Source organism: uncultured Abiotrophia sp. (assembly GCF_963520105.1).
GTDB lineage: Bacteria > Bacillota > Bacilli > Lactobacillales > Aerococcaceae > Abiotrophia.
The window spans coordinates 1-23360 of sequence record NZ_CAUQPN010000011.1 but is presented as its reverse complement, the minus strand read 5'-3'; the positions used below and the strand labels follow the sequence as shown (position 1 = coordinate 23360).

The 23360-nt window shown below is 48.9% G+C and carries 16 protein-coding genes and 1 CRISPR repeat array; of the genes, 5 read left to right on the top strand and 11 right to left on the bottom strand.

Annotation, left to right across the window (positions count from 1 at the left end; all coding sequences use genetic code 11):
- Window positions 1–112: 112 nt before the first annotated feature.
- Window positions 113–2509 carry a DNA helicase PcrA gene (pcrA, locus tag RWO08_RS08870; RefSeq protein ID WP_314211852.1) on the bottom strand — a complete coding sequence of 799 codons (2397 nt, stop codon included), beginning with the start codon at window positions 2507–2509 and terminating at the stop codon, window positions 113–115.
- Window positions 2510–2700: 191 nt separating this feature from the next.
- On the opposite strand from pcrA, the gene RWO08_RS08865 reads away from it, so the two are divergent.
- The 4 genes from RWO08_RS08865 (at window position 2701) to RWO08_RS08850 (ending at window position 5509) form a co-directional block, all read left to right on the top strand.
- Window positions 2701–3609: a PLP-dependent cysteine synthase family protein gene (locus RWO08_RS08865; protein WP_035363955.1), complete on the top strand. Its 909-nt coding sequence runs from the start codon at window positions 2701–2703 to the stop codon at window positions 3607–3609.
- Complete coding sequence (gene epsC / locus RWO08_RS08860) at window positions 3609–4196, top strand: serine O-acetyltransferase EpsC (protein WP_070756490.1); 588 nt, start codon at window positions 3609–3611, stop codon at window positions 4194–4196. Before RWO08_RS08865 ends, epsC begins: the two co-directional genes overlap by 1 nt.
- Before the next feature lie 97 nt (window positions 4197–4293).
- The gene (locus tag RWO08_RS08855; protein WP_314211845.1) at window positions 4294–4890 is read left to right on the top strand and encodes a hypothetical protein; all 597 of its coding nucleotides are present in this window, start codon (window positions 4294–4296) and stop codon (window positions 4888–4890) included.
- 16 nt (window positions 4891–4906) lie between these two features.
- The gene (locus RWO08_RS08850) at window positions 4907–5509 is read left to right on the top strand and encodes a hypothetical protein (RefSeq protein ID WP_314211844.1); all 603 of its coding nucleotides are present in this window, start codon (window positions 4907–4909) and stop codon (window positions 5507–5509) included.
- 79 nt (window positions 5510–5588) lie between these two features.
- Here the strand turns inward: RWO08_RS08850 and RWO08_RS08845 are convergent, their stop codons facing one another.
- The 4 genes from RWO08_RS08845 to RWO08_RS08830 form a co-directional block, all read right to left on the bottom strand.
- The gene (locus RWO08_RS08845) at window positions 5589–8627 is read right to left on the bottom strand and encodes a glycoside hydrolase family 2 TIM barrel-domain containing protein (protein WP_314211843.1); all 3039 of its coding nucleotides are present in this window, start codon (window positions 8625–8627) and stop codon (window positions 5589–5591) included.
- Window positions 8628–8782: 155 nt separating this feature from the next.
- Entirely contained in the window at window positions 8783–13348 is a 4566-nt protein-coding gene (locus RWO08_RS08840) for an endo-beta-N-acetylglucosaminidase (RefSeq protein WP_314211842.1), read from the bottom strand.
- Window positions 13349–13547: 199 nt separating this feature from the next.
- Entirely contained in the window at window positions 13548–14357 is an 810-nt protein-coding gene (locus RWO08_RS08835; RefSeq protein WP_314211851.1) for an MBL fold metallo-hydrolase, read from the bottom strand.
- A gap of 183 nt (window positions 14358–14540) precedes the next feature.
- The gene (locus RWO08_RS08830) at window positions 14541–15851 is read right to left on the bottom strand and encodes an alpha-L-fucosidase (RefSeq protein ID WP_314211841.1); all 1311 of its coding nucleotides are present in this window, start codon (window positions 15849–15851) and stop codon (window positions 14541–14543) included.
- A 224-nt stretch (window positions 15852–16075) separates the two neighbouring features.
- On the opposite strand from RWO08_RS08830, the gene RWO08_RS08825 reads away from it, so the two are divergent.
- Window positions 16076–16702: a CpXC domain-containing protein gene (locus RWO08_RS08825; RefSeq protein WP_291430153.1), complete on the top strand. Its 627-nt coding sequence runs from the start codon at window positions 16076–16078 to the stop codon at window positions 16700–16702.
- A gap of 59 nt (window positions 16703–16761) precedes the next feature.
- Here RWO08_RS08825 and RWO08_RS08820 read toward each other — a convergent pair whose 3' ends face one another.
- Genes RWO08_RS08820 through RWO08_RS08795 form a run of 6 tightly spaced genes read right to left on the bottom strand, consistent with a single transcriptional unit; the run spans window position 16762 to window position 22086 of the window.
- On the bottom strand, window positions 16762–17283 hold the full coding sequence (locus RWO08_RS08820; protein WP_314211840.1) for a YjbQ family protein: 522 nt from the start codon (window positions 17281–17283) through the stop codon (window positions 16762–16764).
- 3 nt (window positions 17284–17286) lie between these two features.
- Complete coding sequence (locus RWO08_RS08815; RefSeq protein ID WP_314211839.1) at window positions 17287–17979, bottom strand: triose-phosphate isomerase; 693 nt, start codon at window positions 17977–17979, stop codon at window positions 17287–17289.
- Window positions 17980–18016: 37 nt separating this feature from the next.
- The gene (locus RWO08_RS08810; RefSeq protein ID WP_023391217.1) at window positions 18017–18301 is read right to left on the bottom strand and encodes a PTS sugar transporter subunit IIB; all 285 of its coding nucleotides are present in this window, start codon (window positions 18299–18301) and stop codon (window positions 18017–18019) included.
- A gap of 15 nt (window positions 18302–18316) precedes the next feature.
- Window positions 18317–19639 carry a PTS transporter subunit IIC gene (locus RWO08_RS08805; protein ID WP_314211838.1) on the bottom strand — a complete coding sequence of 441 codons (1323 nt, stop codon included), beginning with the start codon at window positions 19637–19639 and terminating at the stop codon, window positions 18317–18319.
- A 31-nt stretch (window positions 19640–19670) separates the two neighbouring features.
- The gene (locus RWO08_RS08800; RefSeq protein WP_314211837.1) at window positions 19671–20138 is read right to left on the bottom strand and encodes a PTS sugar transporter subunit IIA; all 468 of its coding nucleotides are present in this window, start codon (window positions 20136–20138) and stop codon (window positions 19671–19673) included.
- The gene (locus tag RWO08_RS08795) at window positions 20128–22086 is read right to left on the bottom strand and encodes a BglG family transcription antiterminator (protein ID WP_314211836.1); all 1959 of its coding nucleotides are present in this window, start codon (window positions 22084–22086) and stop codon (window positions 20128–20130) included. The genes RWO08_RS08800 and RWO08_RS08795 overlap by 11 nt, the downstream gene beginning before the upstream one ends.
- A gap of 323 nt (window positions 22087–22409) precedes the next feature.
- A CRISPR array of direct repeats spans window positions 22410–23302; the repeat unit is 32 nt; unit sequence ATTTCAATCCACGCTCCCGCGAAGGGAGCGAC.
- Between the last annotated feature and the right edge of the window lie 58 nt (window positions 23303–23360).

Sequence of the window (23360 nt, the reverse complement as noted above, 5' to 3'; positions counted from 1 at the left end):
CTCGGAAAATGCGAACTTTTTACAAAAGTGCAATATGCCCTCCCGAGGCGACCATTATCGAACACCTAAGTCATACAAAAAAGCTGAGACTTAAGTCTCAGCTTGGCTTATTCTATTCACTTGCCTTAGTCAATGGGGCATAGGCTGCCATCAAATCCTTGATGCCTTGCGAGGCGAAGGCCACGCTCAGTAGTTGGTCTTTGCCAGCCTTAGCCACCTTGACGATGGTGCCCTGGCCGAAAGTCTTGTGGATGACCTTATCGCCGACCTGCCAGGTCTGGCCTGCTCCACTTGTAGCAGGGCTAGTCCCGGCTACTGACCCCTTTTGACGGAGGGCCGCTTGATTCTTAAGTCGACGGTCTCCTGATTCTTTCTTGCCAATGGTCCGACTAGGGGCGACATTGGCGGTTGGCTGATGATGCAAGCCCGTCCAAGAAGAGTTGTCAGACCAAGTCTGCTGCCAGCTACTTTGGCCATAGGCGCTTGACTGACGGCCTGACCCTAGCCACTCTACCAAATCAGGTTGGATTTCATCCAAAAAACGGCTAGGTGGATTGGTCACGGTTCGGCCATATTGCAGGCGTCGCTTGCTAGCAGTCAGATAGAGGGCGCGTTCAGCCCGGGTCATGCCCACATAGGCCAGACGTCGCTCTTCTTCTAGCTCGTCAGGATTCTCACTAGCGCGACGCAGTGGGAAAAGCCCCTCTTCCATGCCCACCATAAAGACATAAGGAAATTCCAAACCCTTGGCTGCATGCAGGGTCATGAGAGTCACCTGATCTAAGGTTTCTTCTTGATTGTCTGCATCGGTCATGAGGGAGACATCGGTTAAAAATTGCGTCAGTGGCGCCAAGGCTACTTCTTCCTGACCCTGGGTCTGGGCCAAATAATCAGGATCTTGTTCCAAGATCGCCTCCCGCTCCGTTTGGTCGAACTGGGTGACGACTGAAGCAAATTCTTCCAAGTTTTCCAAGCGGTTGGCCGCCTCGACCGTCCCTTCTTCCTTGAGAGACTTAAGGTAACCCGTCTTATCCCAAACTTCTTCCGTTAAATCCCGGAGTGGTAAGAAAGGTACTTGCTGGCGCAGGGTCTCAATCAGCTGGGCAAAGTCCAGCAGCTTTTTCTGAACACTGGCTGAGAAATTGGAGAAATGCAGGCGCCCAATGGCCTCAAACCAGGAGACCCCGAGAGAATCCGCGAATTCAGCCAACTTGGCCACGGTTGTCGCCCCAATTCCCCGCTTAGGCACATTAATAATCCGGTTAAGGCTGAGGTTGTCATGTGGATTGTCCAAGAGCCGCAAATAAGCCAGGGTGTCCTGTATTTCCTTGCGGGCATAGAACTTAAGTCCCCCCACTACCTTGTAGGGCATATTGGACCGCAAGAGGGCTTCTTCTAGCCCCCGTGATTGGGCCTGAGTCCGATAGAGCACAGCCACTTGGCTATAGTTGGCACCTTCTTGGTCCCGCAAATGCCGAATGGTTCGCGTAACAAAATCAGCTTCTTCCAAATCACTATCGGCAGAGTAGATTTGAATCTTTTCCCCTACTTGGCCATCACTCCAGAGCTGCTTATCCTTACGCTGGAGGTTATTTTCAATCACACTGTTAGCGGCCTTAAGAATAGTTTGAGTTGAACGGTAATTCTGTTCTAGCAAGATTACCTTAGCTTGAGGGTAGTCCTGCTCGAAGTTAAGGATATTAGCCATGTTGGCTCCACGCCAACCATAGATAGATTGGTCGGCATCCCCCACCACGCAAATATTCTTAAGCAAACCCGCCAGGAGCTGAACCAGGCGGTATTGACTATGGTTGGTATCTTGGTACTCATCTACATGGATATATTGGAATTTCTGCTGATAGAACTGGCGAACGGTCGGATTCTGCTCGAGTAGTCGCACGGTCAGCAAAATCAGGTCATTAAAGTCCAGAGCATCGGCGGCCTTAAGTCGCTTCTGATAATTACGGTAGATATTGGCATGAATCTCATGAATATAGCCACTATCAGAAGCTAGGAAATCATCCGGCAAATAGCCTTGGTTCTTAGCCGCATCGATGACCCAGAGCAAGTCCTTGTAGTTATACTGGTCACTGTCCAAGTTCAAGTCCCGCAAGACCTGCTTCATCAGGGTCTGCTGCTCGCCCTGGTCAATAATGGTAAAGTTCTTGGCATAGCCCAGCGTCTCAATTTCCCGACGCAGAATACGGGCACACATGGCGTGGAAGGTAGCCACCCAAATAGAAGAAGCCTCTTCCCCCACTAGACCTTGGACCCGTTCTCTCATCTCGGCTGCTGCTTTATTGGTGAAGGTAATGGCCAGGATATTCCAGGGATTGACTTGCCGCTCCTGAATCAGGTAGGCGATGCGATGAGTTAAAACCCGCGTCTTACCACTCCCTGCTCCGGCTGCGATGAGGACAGGCCCTTCCGTGGTCAGAACCGCCTCTCTTTGTTTTGAATTTAAGCCTTTAATCAACGTGTCTAGCGCCGTCACATGCCCAACCTCCATCTTCAAAATCTCAACTCCTATTATAACAAATCCTGAGACTAAACTCACCTTTCAAGTCAAAAACTATAGCTGGTTATATGAAATTAAGATAGCCCAAATAGCCCTAAACCCGCGCCAGACATACCAAACTGTGTTATACTAATCAACAATAAGTCGGCTGATGATAGCCAAATATGAAGGAGTTGAACTATATGTCCCAAACCTCATTAGAATTTATCGGTAATACCCCTGTCTATCAATTAGACAATAGCAATATCTATGTCAAACTCGAGAAGTACAACTTGGGTGGCAGCGTCAAAGATCGTGCCGTTCTGGGTATGATTCAAGCAGCTCAAGCAGCAGGTGCAGTCACGCCTGAAACTATCTTTGTTGAGCCAAGTTCTGGTAACACTGGGATTGCAGTCGCCCTTCTGGCCTCTGTCTTGGGTCTCAAGGCAGTTGTCATCATGCCTGAAAGCTTTAGCGTGGAGCGTCGCCAACTTATCAAAGCCTACGGGGCGCAACTCGTCTTGACTCCAAAAGAGGGCGGCATGAAGGCTGCCATCGCTAAGGCAGAAGAAATTAAGAGCCGTTATCCAAACGCTATTATTTTGAGCCAATTTGATAACCCAGCAAACCCAGCTTACCACCACCAAACAACAGGTAAGGAAATCCTAGAACAAGTGCCAGACCTAGATATTTTTGTCGCAGGGATTGGGACTGGTGGTACCTTCACAGGGGTTGTAGAATACTTAAATGAACACAAACCAGGTGTCCTAGCAGTGGCCTTAGAACCAGAAGATTCACCTGTTATCAGCCAAGGCCGGGCCGGCGCCCATAAGATTCAAGGGATTGGGACTGGCTTCCTGCCAGGTAACTTCAAACCTGAATTAGCCAACCAAGTCCTGACTATCAGCAATGACGAAGCCTTCGCTGAAGCCAAAGACTTTATCCGGACGACTGGTATTGGGGTCGGTATTTCGTCTGGTGCAGCCTTGGCCGGGGCTAAGAAACTAGCTGCCCAATATCCTGACAAAAAAATTGTGACCATCTTACCTGATGGCGTAGAGAAATATCTCTCCGTCTTGGACTTTGAAGGTGGGAACTACGTCCAAGTTTAATGTCTTTCTGGCAACGACTTTCCTATAATATTCAACGCGTCATGGCCCTTGACCCTGCTGCCAAGTCGCCTTGGATGGTCTTCTGGACCTATCCACATATTAAGGCTCTCAACTACCACTACATTGCCCATGCGCTCTATGTCAAAGGCCATCCACTTCTGGCTAGACTCTTAGCCAAACGCGCCCGTCGCGTGACCGGGATTGAAATTCATCCTGGCGCTCAAATTGGCCCTGGCCTCTTTATGGACCATGGCATGGGCATCGTCATTGGCGAGACAGCCATAGTTGGCAAGGATGTCACCCTCTATCAGGGCGTGACCCTCGGCGGAACCAAGTTAGACCCCGTCAAGCGCCACCCAACGCTTGAAGACCATGTCCTGATTGGAGCGGGCACCAAGATTCTGGGTAATGTCACCATCGGCCAAGGAGCCAAAATCGGCTGTAATGTCGTCATCAAGCAAGATGTGCCTGCAGGTGCCATCGTATACGAAGCCCCCGTCTGGATTAAGTACCCGGGGCAGGACCAAATTGTGCCTTTCTACAAGACTTCTACTAGCTCTGCTTCAGAGCCAAAGGCTAAAGGCTGAGACAAGTGTCTCAGCCTCTTTTTTGGATTGGCAATCAAAGACAAGAAACCTAACCTTATGCTATAATAAGGCAAAGACTATCTTAGGAGGTTTTTCAATGAAACAGAATAATAATCATGCGATGTTCACAGCCTTACCATTCGGGATTTTCTTCATCCTCATGGGTCTTTGGGCTGTTCTCAATATCCCGAGTGCAATCAATAAACAGGATCAGGTCGGCATTATCATATCTAGTATCTTTGGCCTACTCTTTATCCCTATGGGCATCAGCTTCATTTTCCTGGCTTTCAAAATCAGACGGGAAACCAAGGCACGCTACGAAGCGACCTACCAACGCTACCCTGAATTGCGTGACAACCTCTCCTTGCTGACGGAGCAAGCTAGCTTTGTGGACCCACTCAACCAATTCTATGTCTACCGCGATACCCTCTTCTATATCAAAAACGGCTTCATTGACTACCAAATCGAAGAGTTAAGCCTAATCGGTGTAAAGATTGAACGCATGAAAGACGGCCCACATGTCTCATCCAACCACCTCTTCTTCCTCTACATGAGAGAAGGCGATCAGGAAATGAATTCTTTAGATATGGGGACTGTCAGTCAGCAAAAATACGACAATCTCATTGAACTCTTCCGCTATCTGATGCAAGTCAAACCAAGTCTTCGTTTTGAAGATGCCATCTCAGACAAGTAAGTCAAGGAGGAAGTATATGTCTCTATTCAAGAAACTTAGCCTATTAGCAGCCGGTCTGGTCTTAACGACTAGCCCCGTACTGGCCCAATCGTCATCTGAGTCTAGCCAGTCTGGCTCAAGTCAAACTTCTTACGAAAGCCTAGAAGCTGCTAGCAACGAGTTGACTCCTAAGTTGAAGGAAGCCCTGGACCTCAAGGATGCTAAGAAGACCCTTGACAATCTCGCTCAACTCTTCAAATGGGAAGTAACAGATAGCAAAGAATCTCAACTAGCTAATACCGACTTTAAGTACACCATCCACCGCTTCGGTCCTGAAGCAGTGCTCCTATCAACTCCCGATAACAAGGTGCTAGCCTTTGCTATGGCTAAGCTAGATGCCGATAGCATCCGACAACGCATGGCAGGTCTAGGGGTCAAACCTGAAGCCCAAATGGAGCGATTGCTTAATCGGGAACCCTCACCTGTCGATAAGGTCTTTGTCGAGACTAAGGATTTCGGCCTTATCCTAAGTGGCCACCGCATCGGTCAGGACGAGAAAAAGCCTGACAAACCACAGTACGATCTCTTCGTGATTTACAACCATGATTTCTACAAGGCCATGGTCAAAGACTTTGAATAAATATAAAAGGCTAAGTAAAGAACTTAGCCTTATTTTTATAAAATCCAGGGACAAGAGCCCTGGATTTCTTGTTTGAGGCTTAGTTGTCCAGGGGGCGCCAGGCCATGGTCCAGTAACAGGACAAGCTAGGTCCTGTGATGCGATAGACATCTGGTAAGGCAGGACCACAAGAATTGGTCCCTAGACCACTTTGAGCTAAATCCAGGTTGAGATAATAACCTGATGGCTCTGGCAATTGATCGCGGTGGCTAGTCTGGCTCAAGGTCTGCGCACTATAAGGCGATAGACTGAAGTTAAGCCCCGAACTAGCAGGAGTCTGATCTTGAACCTGCCAGAGAACCGGCGCTTGGACAACTTCTAGCCATAACACCTGGCTACGGTTGCCATTTTCTTGCGGCTTAATGTAAGGCTCATAGAAATCTCCGGCATCCAAACTGAATTGGGCCCGGTAGCTAGCAGCCTGCTTATCGGCATAATTTTCAAAAGGTCCCTGCCCCAGATAATGAACCGTCTGGGCATCCACCAATGGCAGGCAAAGGCCAAAGCGTGGCAAGAAAGGCATTTGACTATCTAAGTTAGCTTGGACTTCCAAACTTAACTGGCCATCCTTAGCCAGTTTCCAAGCCCCTGTCAGGCTCAATGGATTCTGCCGCGCCAGCGCCGTCATAGCGCCTGAGAAATGTAGGCTAACGCCATCTGCTTGAACTTCTAGGTGACTGTCTCGAATCCAAAGCTGACTGTAATGATAATTGGCCGCTTCCCATTCCTTACGAACATGACGATCATTATCTGTCGGAGCCCGCCAAATTTGCCAGAAGGCGGCTTGCTTGAGCAGTTCCTGACCGGCATAACTAATTTGACTTGGCGCCAGACTGCCCTTATCAAAGGTCAAGACTAAGTCGCCCCAGGTCAACTGATAACTGGCCAGGTCTTCCTGGCCACTAACGACTTGTGGCGCTTGGCTCAGGCTAGGGACTTCATAGGCTGCCAAGCTTACCTGGTCGAAACCACATTCCCCTTCATTTTCAATGCCCAAATAGACAAAGCGGACGCTGGCCACACTAGCTAGGTCCCCACAGCAAGTTAAGTCGACCCAAGTAGTTTGGCCTGGCTCAGCCTGCCAAGTTGCACAGTCTTGACTAGTTAAGAGCAAGCCATCCCGATTATAGGCTTCCACTCGCAAGTAGAGGGCCTCTGCCAAATTCAAAAAGGCATAGTCATTACGGAAGCAAGCTCGATGGGCTTTTAAATCAAAGTCTATTAAGCGGACTGGCCGGAAGACCTGTTTGTGCTCTAAGAGACCCGTATGCAAGGTCCGATCCGGATAGACCAAGCCATCCATACAGAAGTTGCCGAAGTGCGGATAGTCACCAAAGTCGCCCCCGTAACGGTAGGCAGGTTCTGCCTGTCCTGCTTGTGGCACCGCGATGGCATGGTCACACCATTCCCAGACGAAGAGGCCAATCAATTGAGGATGACGCTGCATGCAGTCATGATAATCTTCCAGACCACCCGGTCCATTGCCCATGGCATGGGCATACTCGCAGAGCATGAGTGGCCGATCAAGTGGTGCATATTGGCCCCCCTCGCTAAAGTAGAGAGTCTCGATTTCTTCAATAGAGGGATACATCCGGCTGTAGACTTCCACATGCTGCTTATTGTGCGCCTTAGCTGGGTCGCGGAAATAATACCCTTCATAATGCAGAATCCGCGTCGGATCCCAAGACTTGGCTTGAGCTAGCAGGACTTCGAAATTGACGCCAAAACCTGATTCATTGCCCGCCGACCACATGATAATGGAAGAAAAGTTCCGCAGTGGCAAGACATTGGCTGCCATACGGGTTACTAGAGCCTCTTGCCACTCAGGATCCTCCGCTATCTGGTTAAAGTTGCGACTATAGCCACGCCCGTATAGGTCTACCACCCCATGACACTCTATGTCGGCCTCACTGACCACATAAAAGCCCAAGCGATCGCATAGCTCATAGAATTCTGGTGACTTTGGATAATGAGCCGTCCGAATGGCATTGAAGTTATGGTGCTTGATGAGCATCAAGTCCTGAACTTGGCGTTCCAAGGTCACAGTCGCTCCCGTATCCGGCCAGGAATCGTGGTGGTTGACACCTATGAGTCGGATAGCCTGATGGTTACAGTAGAGGCCGTCTTTGTCCACGGCTAACTCTCGCAGACCAATGGCTTGTTTATAGATCTCGCCTGCCACCGACCAGTAGAGCGTGTATAGATATGGTTTTTCAGCCGACCAGAGATGAGGCTCTTCAAGGGACAAGGTCAAGATCTGCTGGCTAGAATCCAGTGGTAGATTGGTCTCCTCCAAGACTAGCTGCCCCTCCGCATCTTCCAAGCGATAGGACCAGCTCCCCCCTGTCTGATTAAGGGACCAAGACCATTCCAACTGGGCCGACTGGCCATCTGGCGCTACTTGGGAACGCAGATGAAAATCAACTAGTCCCTGAGCAGACCGCCGTCTCAGATAGACATCGCGGAAAATACCACTCATGCGGAATTTGTCCTGGTCTTCCAGATAAGTCCCATCACACCATTTAAGAACTAGCACTGCTAGCTGGTTCTGCCCCTCCTTGATATAGGGCGTTAAATCATAGGCTTGCAGGCTGTGCGAAATTTGCCCATAACCGACAAAGTGATCATTGACCCAAACATAAGCAGCTGAGTCTACTCCTTCTAGCACCAGTTCTGTCCCAGGCAGGTCTGCTAAATCCCTAATCTCAAAGCTTCGTTTATAAAGCCCGGCAGGATTGGCATAAGGCACATAAGGCGGATTAAATGGAATAGGATATTCCGTATTGGTATATTGAAAGTGATCGTATCCCTGATACTGCCAACAACTAGGCACCGGCATCGTAGTCCAATCCAAGTCCTCTTGGTGAGTCGTCAACCAGTAGGGCGATTCAATCAAACGGACATTATCAAAATAATGGAAATCCCAGTCCCCATTCAAGTCAACAAAACGAGACGATTCCTGCCGTCTCTTGGCTTGCTTGGCCTCTTCTAAATCCCCATAGGGAATGAAGTAGGCCGCCTGCGGCATTTGACCCACAGACTGAAGACTCAGGTCTTCAAAAAAATTACTGATTAACATGGCTATCCCCCTTCAGCGCATAACCAGGCCGAGACACCTGGATGCGCTTCCTTCTTTTCTATTATAGCATAAGTCCCTTGGTCAGGAACCCACACACCCCAAACTTGTTATCATTTCCCCACAAAAAACTGCCCCTAAGGGGCAGTTTTGCCTTCTTACTCTCTTTCACGTTTAGGACGGAGTCCTAAGATTCCTAAGAAGGATAGGACCAGTCCACCTAGGACAAAGCCAGATGGGCTCTCACCCGTTTCGGGTAGGCGGTCCTCATGGCTAGCCGCTGCTAACACCTTGTCACCAGCAGGTCTAGCTTGGCTTGCTTGTGTTTGGTCTTCTGGCCCAACCGGATCACTTTGTCCTGGTTGAGTCGGTTCTTGACTTTGTTCTGCCTTAGCGAAGACTAGGGCATAGTGGGTAAAGTGTGGTCCCTCAAAGACAACCCGGCCATCTTGAACTTGGAAAGGCAAACTTTGTGCTGGCCCGTCCTCAGGCAAGAAGAGTACTTGCTCTACTTTTTGACCTTGAGGCGATGGTAGACTGACCTTAGCTGGATATTGGGTATCCACATCCTGGCCTTGAGCGTCTTGACCTTCAATATCGTAGACAAGGGCTTGCCGGCCCGCCAAGGCTTGTTTTTCAGCTTCCGTCAGGTCTTCTGGCCCTAGCTTACCAACCTTGAGGCCCGTAATCCGACTTGGCTCCAGCCCTGAGAAGGCGACGGTGACATCGTGACTTGGGTCATGCAAGACGGTTGGCGTCACCTTCTTAGCTGCTAAGATGCTTTCTTCAAGTTGCGCCTTAGCTGTCGCAAAGTCTGACGGACTTACCAAGTCTTGGTCCATCAAGGTCCGTGCCTGACTGACTTGTTTGCTTAGTTTGTCCTTTAATTCAGGATCTTGTAGACGATCCACCCAGTCCTGACCTAATGAGGCCACTGCCCCTAGAACCAGGCGCGCCTCATCGCGTCCTTTCTGGCCCGATAAGTTGCCTAGGGCTTTATTCAAATTAGCTAGTGCCGCATCTACCTGAGCTTGCTCAGCGGTCTGCGCTGCCTTGACTAAGTCCTGAGCCTTGCTGACACTATCCTTAAGGGCCGCCTGTTCTTCTGGGGTCGCAAATTGATAGCGGTAGTGTGGAAGCAGACGCTCAACTTCAGCTAATTTCTGGTTGAGATATTCGAAGTTAGCTTCTTCTTTTTCCACCCAGACGGAGAAGTCCACGCTAAAGTCTTGATAGTGCAGAGTTACTTTCTGCTCACCTAATCGTTGAGGGTCATAACCAGAGACTGTAACACCTGAATCTTGGAAGGTATAGGTGTGGTGGCTTTGGTCTGAATACACTACTTGGAATCTGCCCTTGGATAAATCCAAGTCTTGGCCAGGACGATAGTGTTGATTTGGCAGAGTCGTAATAGCCAGATGGGTAATTTCCTTACTGTCATCGTTCGAGTCGGCCTTAGCCACGTAGACTCTCAGCTTTTGATCCAGAGTTTGGCCCAGGTAGCTGACAACTAGATCTTGAGCCCCCAGCTTAGTCGCGTCATAACCGCTGACTGTCACCCCAGGGTGGGTCAGGTTAACGAGTTGATCCTCATTGGCTCCTTCTAGACGAACCCGCAATTTACCGCCCGCTAGATTCAAGCCATCCTTGACATGATAGACCGTTTGCTCTAAGCCTTGTTCCAGGCTGACTGCCTTAATCTTTTGGTGAGCGCTAGTGGCATCTACCAAGACTGCGGATAGGTTGCTAGCTTCCTTGCCTTCTTCCCAGGTCTTATAGTAGAGCAAATGGCTGCCTTCTGCTAAACGAACTGGTTGGAAACTGTAGTCTCCCGCTTGATCAGCCCTTACTTCCCCTAATAGCTGAGTCGCTTCCCGGTCAGCATAAAGTCTCACTGTGGCCTTGGCAGGCACCTTGTTCAAACCAACTTGGACATAGCCATTTCCCAAAGATTGAGCGGCCACATTAGCCATTGGCAGGTTGGTGGATTCTTTGGAAGCAGCTTGTTCATACATCTTCCAGTTATAGATACGAATGGCCCCCCAAGGCGTTCCGTTATGGGAAGTCACCACATCCAAACGCCATTCTTGAGCGGTGATTGGTCGATCTAGGTCCACATCCGTTACATGAGCGCGGTTGCCACGAATTGATTTAGCCAGTAACCATTCCCCGGTGTTCATATCCTTGTAGTAGAGATCAAAGTCGCGGGTATTCATGAGACCGTCATTGACAGACTCGCCACCAGCCCCAGCATGTTCAACCACCCAGCGGCGGACCGTTCTGACTTGGCTGAGTCTAATGTCGACATGGCCTTGAGGATCTAGAATACACCATTTGTCGGCATTAGAGGTAATGGTCCCGTTCAACATGGCATCGGCTGGCTCAGAACCATCGCTAGGCCCGGATGCAAAGGTCACAGTAGCTCCTGGCACAATATTAGGTGCCTGCTCTTGTGGTTGGGTCGTATCAGACGTAGTCATTTGCCAGTCAAAAGTCGCATAGCCAGCTTCAGACCGCAAGCCATTCTTGCCAACAGCTACTACTTTTAGCCGTTGGGTCGTCCCACTAGCATCCTGTGGTCGACTAACCTTAGCCAAATAAATATGGTGGTTAGATGAACCTGTCAGTAAATGCCATTTATTAGGTGCGACTTCTTGATAAACCTCATAGTAATCCGCATTGGCACTTGGTGTAAAGGCTAGATGGGCTTGTGCCTGACGGCTAGAACTGAGTTGCTTGGATACTACTTGGACTTGGCTTGGGGCCACAGGGGCTGTTGCCGTCTTCAAGAGGTCGATTTGCCCTAGGTTGAAGCGATAAGCAGCTTGATCTGTCTCACTTTCAAAGGCAAACTTAATGGCATAGATAGTCTTGCCCTTCAAGCTAGATAGGTCCAAAGTATCTTGGTGCCAGTCTTTGCCTGGCGTTAAATCAAAGTAATGGAAGCTATCGGCGCTATAGTTGGCCTGGGTGGCTAAGCCGACCCGGACACGACTTCCTAGGCCACCTTTGTGGGCTAGCTTCAACTGCGTAGTCTCACCTACAGCTAATTTGGTGGCATAAAGCATGGCTTCTTCTGGATTCTTAGCCCCTAAATGACCAGAAAATTGAAGTGAGTTCCCGCCGTTATAGGCATCTTCAAAGTCGTAGTCACCCTTAAGGCCGGCCTCCCCATTCTTAGAGCGAATCCACCAACGCCAGGTTGGTAAAATACCAGACACCGACCGGTAGTTCCATTCAGAGTCTTTAGAGACTTGGCCATCTACATACCAACGTTTACCGTGACCCGTATTGAAGCTGGTGTGGAATTGGTCGCCTAGAATGGCCGTTTTGTCAGCGATATAGCCGGACAAGCCATACCAAGTGCTAGCTTCTGGTTTTGGCTTGGTTGGGTCTTGTTGCAAGCCCGTCCAAAAGTTATTTTCTTCTCGGTGGTAACTTTCCCCGGTGGTCCCAATCCCTAGAATGGAATCCGGTGCAAAGAGTCCCAAGGAAGTCCGAAGCTTGCCTTGGTCATCTAGCAAGTCCCAGAATGGCACCTGGGTCTTATAAGAGTTCTTCTGTAATTCAAAGCCCATATAGACATCATACTGAGAACGATTGACCGCCTTAGCGCTATTGACCGATTCATCCACCGATGTCTTTCCCCAGTTGAAGTTGGCGAAGAATTCGTCGACTGGAACAGGGCCTTGTGGTTTTTCTGCCTTCATGTAATCGCGGTTAACTTCTGTTAGGGCATTTTGGTGATTACGTTGGCCGTTAATATCAAAGGCATCATACCAAGAAAATTTGAGATTCACTTTTTGCTCGGCCGCATATTGTTTAGCATAGAGCATGAACTGCCGCATCTTCTCACCCTTGCCATAGAGGCCATGGCCGGTGGTTTCTTGGTTAATAAAGTAGCCATCATAGCCATAGTATTTGGCTACGTCAACCAGCTTGCGCGCGAGCGGGAAGGTGTTAGAGCCTTCTTGATCTTCTTGCAAGAACTCCAAGAACCGTTTGCGGTCGGCACGACTCGTGGACCAGTTGAAGAAGAGGGTCCCATAGACTGGTACCCCATTGCGGTGGCCAGCATCAATGACATCAGGGCTTGGTACTAAACCATCCCAGAAGACCATGGAATCCAGGTATTGCCAGTGGTCGAAGGCATAGGTCTTAAACTCCTCGCCCCCAACAGAGGCATGATCTTCTGCCTTAGCATTCATATTCGATAGGGCTTGAACCTTAGCATCAGGATTAGCCGTTGGGTTAACTACATGTCCCTGATAACGTGAAGCTAGGGGGACACTGGCCCGGTTAATTTCGTCGTCCTGACGCGCTCCCGGTTGCCAATCTAGGAGTTCTTGCCAGGTTTGGAACTTCACTTCCTTTGGCTTGACCTCTCCACCTTGCTTTTGCGGTGTGTCAGGCACTTCTTGAGCCGGGGCAGGATTAGCGCTTGCTTGGTTGCTTTCTGCACTCGCTTGACTGGTCTGATCTGACTCACTGCTAGCAGGGCTTGGGGCTGGGTCTTCACTTAGGCTCGAACTGTCACTAGGGGGCGTGGCAGCCTGGCTGACCTCGGTTTTGGGACTAAGCTGGTCTAAGGAAGCCTCTGTATCTGAAGTCACCACTTCTTCCGCCGCTACCCGAGGGGCTCCGGCTAACAACAAACCAATGGCCAGGGAAGAGGCTAGGGCTGCCTTCATCTGCCAATGGGGGGAAACACTTGTCTTGCTCATACTTCTAACTCCTTTCATATTTGGTCTTGCTTTACCCCCATTATATGACTGCGCTTACACAATAACCATCTCAAAACTATAGATAAATTATCAGAAATTATGGCTGTTGTATGCCACCCTCTTGACTAGAGAATACTTGTTCTTATCTAGCTCTAAATAAGATAAAAACCCGCCAAAAGGCGGGTTTGAATTCAGGTGATTAAAGGTACTTAATTGGCGTCGCTAGCTCTGGATCGGTCATATGAACCTTGAGCCGACGACCGACTTCAATATCATGTTGTTCTAGAATACCTGTACAGGTAGAGAGGGCTAATTCCTTGGTGTTATTTTCCTTACTCAAGTGGCCCAAATAAATATCTTGGGTGCTGGTCCCTAACATATCCACCATGGCCAGGGCGCCATCTTCATTAGACAAATGGCCCTTATCGCCCAAAATCCGTTGCTTAAGCGACCAAGGATAGGCGCCATAGCGCAACATTTCAATCTCGTGGTTAGATTCAATCAGATAGGCGTTGGCATTCTGCAGAAGGCTACGAAGTCTTTCACTGACATATCCTGAGTCCGTCAACATGACGAACTGCTTATCTCCCTGTTGGAAGGCATAGAATTGAGGCATGGCTGCATCATGGCTAACTTGATAGGTTAAGACATCCAAGTCCCCGAAGGTGACCAACTGATCTGGTTCTAACTCGCGACGGTTGTCAGGGTCAATAGCCCCTAGCATCCCATCCATGGCTTGCCAGGTTGCCTTATTAGCATAGACTGGCAGATTATATTTGCGGGATAGAACTCCTACCCCATGAATATGGTCCTTATGTTCATGCGTCACCAAAATGGCATCCACATCGGCCAGACTGCGGTCAATCTGGGCCATCAAAGATTCTATTTTCTTGCCACTCAAACCCGCATCGACCAAGAGTCGTTGGCGGTCTGACTCCACATAGGTGACATTGCCGCTACTACCAGACGCCAAGATTGAAAATCTTAAGCCATTGGCATTCTGGCTCATTTCCTGCGCTCTTACTATCACACACTCGCCTACTTCCCTATCTTCAAATCACACGCTATCTAAGACCCTCTGGAATTTTTCACCTAGTCTCATCTCCACTGTCTAGTATACGCAAAAGGGCCCTTCAGTGCTAGTGATATGCGCATAAAAAAGAGGCCAGTTTTACCTAGCCTCTATGTCCATTTAATCCTTCAATTCAATCTTCAGCACGGCATCAATCTGGTTTGGTAGGAGATAAGTATAATGCTCCACTTCCCCCATTTGGACGAAGGTCAAGCCTGGAAAGGCCTTGATATTCCAACTGTCCGAAACCTGGAGCTCTGAGCCATCATTCAACCAAGAAATCCGCTTGATTTGATCGCGGTCAATGCCTGGCAAATAAAGGGGGCCAATCGGCTGCTCGAAGAGATGGGCATAGATGGTCTGCCCTTTGCGCGTATAGTAGCCCCAGTCAGGTTTTGGCAGGTCTGCATAGCCACAGCCATAGATACTTTCCGAGTGTAAATCCATCCAGTCAGAAAAATCACGCAGAATGGCCTGACTTTCGGCTGGGAAGCGACCTTGAGCGGTTGGCCCGATATTGAGCAGCATGTTGCCCTCCTTGGCCACGCACTCCACCAGCTTATGAATGAGTGTTGCTGATGACTTATAGTGATGGTCTCTAGCGTGATAGGCCCAGTTATTGTTCATGGTCAAGCAGAGCTCCCAAGGCACAAAGTTTCCGGCTTCGTTACGGATGCCCTCATGTGGTACCACTTGCTCAGGACTGACAAAGTCTCCGGCATAGTCGCTAATGGTCTCAGTTACAATACTACCAAAGCCCTCGCCAGATGTCTCCAGACGATTATCAATCAAAATCCAAGGTTGATGCCCCCGCACAAGCTCAATCAATTCTTGGGCCCGCCAAGCCTGACCACACATTTGACCATAAGAAAAGTCAAACCAGAGAATATCCAATCGGCCATACTGGGTCACTAACTCTTCAACCTGGCGGTGCATATAATCGACATAACGATTGAAATCTTGGCCAGGGTCAGCCGCCTCATGCTTACGGGGATGATAAGGGTCGCCTGCATGTGGATAGTCAGGATGGTGCCAGTCTAAGAGACTGTAATAGAGGCCAACCTTGAGCCCTTCAGCACGTGCAGCGTCGACAAATTCCCCTACCAAGTCCCGGCCACAAGGGGTATTAGTCGCCTTGTAGTCCGTCCACTGACTATCAAAGAGGCAGAAACCGTCGTGGTGCTTAGCCGTCAAAATCATATACTTCATGCCTGCCGCCTTGGCCTGGCGTGCCCATTCCTGAGGTTGGTAGCCCTCGGGATTGAAGCAATCTAGATAAGTAGGATATTTTTCCACGATTCCTGGGTCATGACTGTAGACCCACTCACCCCGGGCGGGAATGCTGTAAAGCCCCCAGTGTAGGAACATGCCAAAACGCGCCTGCCGGAACCATTGAGTCCGTTCCATAATTTGAGCCAGAGTCTGGGTCATGAACGCCCACCTCCTGGGTTGATTGATGATAACTTCATTTTGTGTCCTCCTAAAAATAGTCTCGATTGCACATCTATTATAGCTCTAAAAGACAGCGTTTACAACAAACTCGCTAAATTTCCCTATTATTCCAATAAATCCGACACTTGTAAGCCCCATCATTCAGGTGTAAACTAGTGGGTGTAAAGAAATATTGCTAAACTAAATCCGAAGGAGTTGTCCTCATGATTGTTCGTGATACTGTCCAAATGCCCTGCCCTCATTGCCAGCATGTCCAAGACTTCGAAGTTCTCTTGCTTGTGACTGGCGACATGGAGCCCCCTCTGCGTGACCGCATTATCTCTGGCGATTGGGCGACCTTTAGCTGCCAGAAGTGTCAAAAGCAGGAACGCATCCTCTACCCTACCCTCTACGAAGACCGCGTTCGCAAGGTGAGAATCCACTATCAGCCAAATGAGGCGGAAGCCGCTCAACTCCTCAAGCAATTGCCCGAGACTGTCGCCTCTTACGGTCCTGACTATGCCGACTATCAAGTCCGCCTAGTGACCAATCCCTTGGACTTCATGGAGAAGGTAGCCATCTTCACTGCCGGCTATGATGACCGTATCATTGAGGCCGTCAAGCAGGTCTTAAAACAAGCCGATAGCCTACCTAATGACCTGGTTGATCTCTACTTCGGACTTAGCCCAGAAGGAGACAAATTATTCTACCTCTACACTCCTTCCGGCTTGCTGGGAATAGACTTTGATGAGGCACTCTACCAGCAAGTGGCTGAGCGGACTCCTGAATTTGGCCAAGATCAGGTTTTTGTGGTCGATCAAGAGTGGTTGGCTCAAGAAACTTGGGTTTAGAAATCAAATAAGAGACTGGATGTTAACAAATCCAGTCTCTTTTTTATGCAGTAATTTTCCTATTCTCCAATTACAACAACACGATACTTACGCACTCGTTCTCGGGTTTGGTCAAAGTCTGCTAGATAGAAGTATCCTGTGCGTCCAACCGCCACTTGGCCATCCACGACTGCAAAGATCTCGCTGGCGCCAATGATGGTTGCTTTGAGATGGGCATCGCCATTCCATAGCAGGCTACGATCACCGCCCGGCAACCAGTCATCAACATCCGGCCAGGATTCTACTTCTGCATAATGTAGTGGCCCCGGATAGCGATAAGTTTGAGCGCTAGTATGAGGAGGCAGAATCTTCTCTAGCGCATCATTAAGGTCCAAATGTAACCACTCATTGCCATGCTCGTCCACGTCATGTGTGTATTCCTCATAGAGAATGGCGCAGGTCGTGTGGGCCGTAACAATGGTGACAATACCAGATTGAATGCCACTTATCGCCACAGCATTCTTGACCGTCCCCGTAATATCCACATAGGAGACTTGTCCAGCTTGACTAGCTACCTTAAATTCCTGATTATAAACTGCCATCAGCTAGCCCTCCTTCATGGCTCGATCCACTGCAGCCACCATGTCTTTAAGCATTTGGGCTGGATTAGGAGCTTTAACAATGCCACTAGTACATCCTGTCCCATCGGCACCGAAGCGAATCGCCCGATAGACATCCTCAGGCGTCATAATGCCCGCGCCCTGCATAATCAAAGTACGGGTGCTGAGAGCTTTCACTGCTTGATTGGTCATCGCCATATAATCGTCATCACTGGTTTGGCCGGTGCCAATCAGCTCGGTTGGCTCGCAAAGCATAATCGTCGGTTCTAAAAGACTCAAGGCTCGTGCTTCGGCTAAAGAGTCCGCACAAACAATGGTCGCTATTCCCAAGTCGTGGGCTCGATTAACCGAGGCCACTAACTGTGCCGAGCTCAATGGATGTTCCGCATGATTGAGGAAGGTGGCCCGAGCCCCGGCTGCATAGAGCGAGTCTGCCAAAACAGCGCCCATGCCTCTGCCCGGCTCAATGCCATCCATATGCTGGGCACAAACAATCAAGTGTTGAGTCTGGGAGGCTACGCGATAGAGATCTGCATAGGGGCAGGTCAAAACCACCGCAATTTCTGGGTAATCTAAGGCCAACTGATCGGCTACCCGCGCCATTTCCAGTAAGTGCTCCCCGAAGAGATAGGATTTAGGATTAAAGATAAAGAACTTGCCTTTGAAATCAACCGTCATAAAGTTCCCTCCTTAAGGTCCATAAGGATTTTTCTGATTAAGCCTCCAACTGAGACTTGAGGTCTGACCAAAGGGCATCCAAGCCCATGCCGGTTAAGAGTGGCAGGCCCATAATCACCTTGTCCTTGATAGAATCTGGCACCACTGTCGTCGAAATCACAACATCATAGTCATCAATTCGGTTAACCTCTTCGGCCACCTTGGATTGGAAGACTTGGACAGAATCGCTATAACCATTTGCCTTCAACCAATCTTTGACCTTACCTGCAACAACCGTAGAAGTGGCAATACCTGAGCCACACATAATTAAGAGTTTTTTCATAGCTTTTACTCCTCCCTAGGATTTACGTACCTTATTGACATAGTAGAGACCAGCTAGCGACGCAAGAAGCACTAGGGTTAAGATAACCCAAGGCATATGATTGCCTGCGAAAATAAAGAGCCAGGTTGGCCAGAGTCCGCCTTCTGCCATCGCCGTCACACTGGTGTTACCACCTAAGTCGAAGTTAGCAGATTGAGCAGCTTTGGTAACTAATGGGGCAGCCCATGAAGTTACATAGAGGATACTAGCCATATAGATAGTCCCACCTACAACCGTCCGGACAATATTGCCTCGGAAGACGGCTGCCATCAAGCAGACAACGAATGGAATGGTTGCTAAATCACCGAATGGTAAGGTTTGGTTACCTGGTAAGATAACTGCTAAGAGAATAGTAATTGGCACTAACAAGAGAGAGGATGATAGGACTGCTGGGTGCCCTACTGATAGAGCAGAGTCCATCCCAATATTGACTTCTCGGCCTGGGAAGCGACGTTGTACAAACTCATTGGCCGCTTCAGAGATAGGCGTCAACCCTTCCATGAGCAAGGAAACCATACGAGGCATGAGAACCATAACTGCGGACATCTTAACGCCTAATTGCAGGACTTCTTTTACTTCATAGCCGGCCAAGAGTCCCATGATAATCCCGATGATTAAACCTAATACGGTGGATTCCCCGAAAATCCCAAAGCGTTTTTGGATAGTTTCAGGATCGGCTTCAATCTTATTAAAACCAGGAATCCGGTCGAAAATCCAGTTAAGAGGGATGGCTACTAAGAAGCCAGGCGCTGAGGTCCCGTGAGGGAAGGTAATATTTGGAAAACCATAGAATTTCTTAATAGCTGGCGCAATAATATCCCCCAAGAGGTAAATCATAACCAGATAGGTGACAGTCGCATAGAGACCAAGTGAGAAGTCTTGGGTCACAGCATAAACCAAAGAAGCTACGAAGGCGGCGTGCCAGAAGTTCCACATATCCACCATGAGGGTCTTGGTTAAGCCTAAGAAGAGCAAGAGCAAGTTAATCCCAATCCCAATTGGAATAGATAAACTCCCTAAGAGGGTCCCATAAGAAATAGCTGCGGCGGCTGGCCAGCCCACGTCAATCGTAGTCAAGTTCAAGCCAAAACGTTCCACCATAGCTTGCGCGGCAGGACCTAAGCTCCCGCCCAAAAGGTCAACGACCATGTTCAAGCCTACAAAACCAATCCCGACCATAATGCCAGAGACTAGGGCTTTTTTAGGCTTGGTCCCCAAAGCAACCCCAAAGATAAAAATCAAAATAGGTAAGACGACAATAGCGCCTAAATCAACGAAGCTTTTAAACAAGTCTAACATCTTACTTCCTCCTTTGAATGGGAAAAAACGACTATAAAATTCCGTGTTGGGCAAGCATCATACGCAGAACTCCCTGGGATTCAGGCTGATCAGGCAATTGACAGATGGCTGCCATAGCTTGACTATCCTGCAATAGAGCTACCAAATCTTGCAGTAAAGTGAGTTGCTGGTGGGCTTCCTTAAGGGCGAGCATGAAAACTACCTGAACAGGTACGACCACATCTGAGGTTCCCATCTGGTAGAATTCTACCGGTTGGTCTAGGGTCATGATGGCTAACTGCGCTTTCTTCACGTGCTCCACATCCGTATGCGGGATGGCAATCCCATAATCCTGAAACTGGAGGCCCGTTGGAAAAATCTTCTCTCGTTCTAAGACTGCTGTTGGATAGGATTCATAAACCACACCGCAATCCACCATGACTTGGCCTAGATAGGCTAACACCTCCTCTCTCGTCTTGAGGCCACTGACTTGAAACTGCATGATATTCTCATCTAACATTGATATTCACTTCCTCTAATAGACGAGCCTTGAGGCTGGCTCCATCCTGGCATTGACTGAGTTGGTTCATTAATTCTTGGTCTTCAATTAGGGCGTAGAGGGCAACCAGACTCTCCTTAAATAGCTTCATGTCTCTTTCTGCTACTGCAATTAGGAAGATGAGCTTGACTTGGTTCTGACCCCAGCTAACTGGCTTGGCTAGCGAGACTAGGACGATTTCGGAGTGAGTCACCGTTTTAGGATCACTGTGTGGCAAGGCCACACCCGTGTAGACGCTAGTGGATCCCATTTGCTCTCGTTCATAGACCGATTGGACAAAGGCCGGATTAGCCAAATTCTGGGGGCTAGCTTGGGCCAAGACTAGCTCTAAGGCTTGATCTTGGTTGTTAGCAGTCAACTGGACTTGGTCTGGAGTCTTAATTAGCTCCGCTAGGCTAGCCACATGGAAGCTAGACTCGCGCCTGAGAGCCTTGACCATCTGGTGATGGCCGGAGGTTAACTGGTCGTAGTGGTGGCGAATCTGCTCGAGCTCATCTTGAGTCATAATCGGACTTACTCGCTGAACAGGTACCGGAAGCTCTTTCTTTAAGTCGAGAGAGGAAATAACCAAATCCACACCACGCCAATCCATATCCGTTAACTCATGCCATTTTAGATTGAGAAGACGATCTGAAGGGCTGAAAATCCGCTGCAACTTGGCTAGAATTAACTCAGAGGCAGCTAGACCATGTTGGCATACTACCACAATGGTTAGAGGTCGTTGGACCTTCTCCAGGGCAATCTGAAAATGAATGACCAAGAAAGCCAACTCCTCATCCGGTACCTCCATATCATAGTGTTCAGCAAAATCCCGCAAAACTAACCAGATAATATTAAATAAGGTTAAATATTGCTTCCTAATCTCATCCAAGGCCGGATTGGTAACATGCATATGATGTCGTAAGCGGAAAATCATTGAAGACATATGATTAGCTAGCATTGCTAGCAAGTGCTGATCCTGGCTTAGGTCTACATTGAGAAAGTCTGAGACCCGCTGAATCAGAGCCTGGACCTGTTGGCGCAACTCCCTTTCATAGTCGGGGCTTTGGACCTTAAAACCCACTGCCAATAATGTATAGGCCAGAGACTCAATTTCGATCGCTGATAGCTGTACTAGCGCTTGGCCTGTCACTGCCTCCAGGAGCTCCCCAGCGAAAAAGTAAACTTCCAGATGGCTGAGGTCGCGGACCAATTCCTTTGCTCGAACTTGAAGGACCTGACCTAACTGGCCTCGTCTTCGTATAATCAAACATTCTAGCAAGAGTAGCAGATAATAATCTTCGGTGAAATCATGCTGATAAGTCTGACTTAACTGATTCAAGGCTTGCTGGCAGAGGGCAATATCTTCTGCTGGGAAAAAGACCACTAAGTCCTGAATTGGCTCACCCATCTGATAAAGCCATTCCTGCAAATAAGTTCGTAGACATTGACGGATAGCTGCCTCCCGTCCCTGAACTTGCAAGTGGCCATCTTGGCGAACCAGTGTCAGCCCACAAGCTTGGAAGCGAGGCCCCAAACGGCTCAAGTCGCGGTTCAGGGTCGCAGAGGACACATAAAGTTGTTCTGCTAAATCCTCTAAATCAACTCCTTTCGAGTCCAAACATAGGGCCTTGAGCAAGTGCCGCTCACGATCGTCAGGTCCATACGCTTCCCACTGTGCATCTTGCTGCCAGTCCTTAATCAGACTCCGTAACCTCGCCTCATCAGCTTGACTTAAGTCTAAACGTACCCCATTACGAGGTGATTTGTCGATGGCTAAGCCATGCGGTGCTAAGGCCTCATTAAGCTTAGCCAAATCATGATAAATTGTCTTGACCGATACGCCATAGAACTGGGCAATCTGGGTACTAGCCACATAGTCGGTCTGCTTAAGTAAATAATCCAACAAATGCATCTGTCGCTTATTCATGGCTCCCTCCTAAAGTTAGATCAAAACGTTTTCATCTACTTAAATTATACCTTGGATTGCTGTCTAGATAAAATCATCTTACTTCCGGATTAATGTGGAAGTACAAAAAGAGCCATCCGTTTACATTACTAGTAAATAGATAGCTTATTATTCTTAATTTTTCTATACGCCGTACATTGATACTTTTATAAAGTCGCACCAATTAAATCTTCTTAATCTATTTTTAGACAGGCTAGGAAGTTCATTCGCATTATCAATCTTCGTTAACACTTCTGCAAAGAGGACGACGCAACATCGCCCAAATAAGAGTATGGGCTAACTGAATTCCAATCCACGCTCCCGCGAAGGGAGCGACGCTACTCAATCAATGTTTGCCGCCTTGGATAAGGTATTTCAATCCACGCTCCCGCGAAGGGAGCGACGATGATGTTCCCCATGTTGGCCATCAATCCATCCACATTTCAATCCACGCTCCCGCGAAGGGAGCGACGGCGCTGTGAGAGCTCTAGCCCTGCATCCAATAATTTCAATCCACGCTCCCGCGAAGGGAGCGACATTTATACATACGATAGGGTTGATAGTTATTTACATTTCAATCCACGCTCCCGCGAAGGGAGCGACCTGAGATTACAGTAGGCGAAGATGGCTCGTTGATTATTTCAATCCACGCTCCCGCGAAGGGAGCGACACTGGACTAGCCGTACCGATGATGAAATTATCAAGATTTCAATCCACGCTCCCGCGAAGGGAGCGACAGCCACGATATCAGCAGAGACTCCTGGAGTTCCTATTTCAATCCACGCTCCCGCGAAGGGAGCGACGTATATGGACATAGAGAGCCTTATACCATACGTATTTCAATCCACGCTCCCGCGAAGGGAGCGACATGGCAAGTGCTCAAGATGTATTAAATGTATTTAGATTTCAATCCACGCTCCCGCGAAGGGAGCGACCTTCGTAACCTACACTGATGCTGCCTAATCTAACATTTCAATCCACGCTCCCGCGAAGGGAGCGACAGTAGTTATCACTGAAGAATTCACCACTTCCAAAATTTCAATCCACGCTCCCGCGAAGGGAGCGACTAAAAACAAGACAAGCGAGTCCAATAAGGAGTTAATTTCAATCCACGCTCCCGCGAAGGGAGCGACGCTACTGGCTCTGCTGTGTGGTCGAGCCTGGTAATTTCAATCCACGCTCCCGCGAAGGGAGCGACGTTGCTACTGGCTCTGCTGTGTGGTCGAGCCTGGTAATTTCAATCCACGCTCCCGCGA

Coding starts and splice junctions, on each gene's coding strand:
- RWO08_RS08835 (WP_314211851.1), bottom strand. CDS start 14,357: ATGAGCCAGAATGCCAATGGCTTAAGATTTTCAATCTTGGCGTCTGGT.
- epsC (WP_070756490.1), top strand. CDS start 3,609: ATGTCTTTCTGGCAACGACTTTCCTATAATATTCAACGCGTCATGGCC.
- RWO08_RS08820 (WP_314211840.1), bottom strand. CDS start 17,283: ATGGCAGTTTATAATCAGGAATTTAAGGTAGCTAGTCAAGCTGGACAA.
- RWO08_RS08830 (WP_314211841.1), bottom strand. CDS start 15,851: ATGACCCAGACTCTGGCTCAAATTATGGAACGGACTCAATGGTTCCGG.
- RWO08_RS08855 (WP_314211845.1), top strand. CDS start 4,294: ATGAAACAGAATAATAATCATGCGATGTTCACAGCCTTACCATTCGGG.
- RWO08_RS08810 (WP_023391217.1), bottom strand. CDS start 18,301: ATGAAAAAACTCTTAATTATGTGTGGCTCAGGTATTGCCACTTCTACG.
- RWO08_RS08850 (WP_314211844.1), top strand. CDS start 4,907: ATGTCTCTATTCAAGAAACTTAGCCTATTAGCAGCCGGTCTGGTCTTA.
- RWO08_RS08805 (WP_314211838.1), bottom strand. CDS start 19,639: ATGTTAGACTTGTTTAAAAGCTTCGTTGATTTAGGCGCTATTGTCGTC.
- RWO08_RS08815 (WP_314211839.1), bottom strand. CDS start 17,979: ATGACGGTTGATTTCAAAGGCAAGTTCTTTATCTTTAATCCTAAATCC.
- RWO08_RS08795 (WP_314211836.1), bottom strand. CDS start 22,086: ATGAATAAGCGACAGATGCATTTGTTGGATTATTTACTTAAGCAGACC.
- RWO08_RS08865 (WP_035363955.1), top strand. CDS start 2,701: ATGTCCCAAACCTCATTAGAATTTATCGGTAATACCCCTGTCTATCAA.
- RWO08_RS08800 (WP_314211837.1), bottom strand. CDS start 20,138: ATGTTAGATGAGAATATCATGCAGTTTCAAGTCAGTGGCCTCAAGACG.
- RWO08_RS08825 (WP_291430153.1), top strand. CDS start 16,076: ATGATTGTTCGTGATACTGTCCAAATGCCCTGCCCTCATTGCCAGCAT.
- RWO08_RS08840 (WP_314211842.1), bottom strand. CDS start 13,348: ATGAGCAAGACAAGTGTTTCCCCCCATTGGCAGATGAAGGCAGCCCTA.
- RWO08_RS08845 (WP_314211843.1), bottom strand. CDS start 8,627: ATGTTAATCAGTAATTTTTTTGAAGACCTGAGTCTTCAGTCTGTGGGT.
- pcrA (WP_314211852.1), bottom strand. CDS start 2,509: ATGGAGGTTGGGCATGTGACGGCGCTAGACACGTTGATTAAAGGCTTA.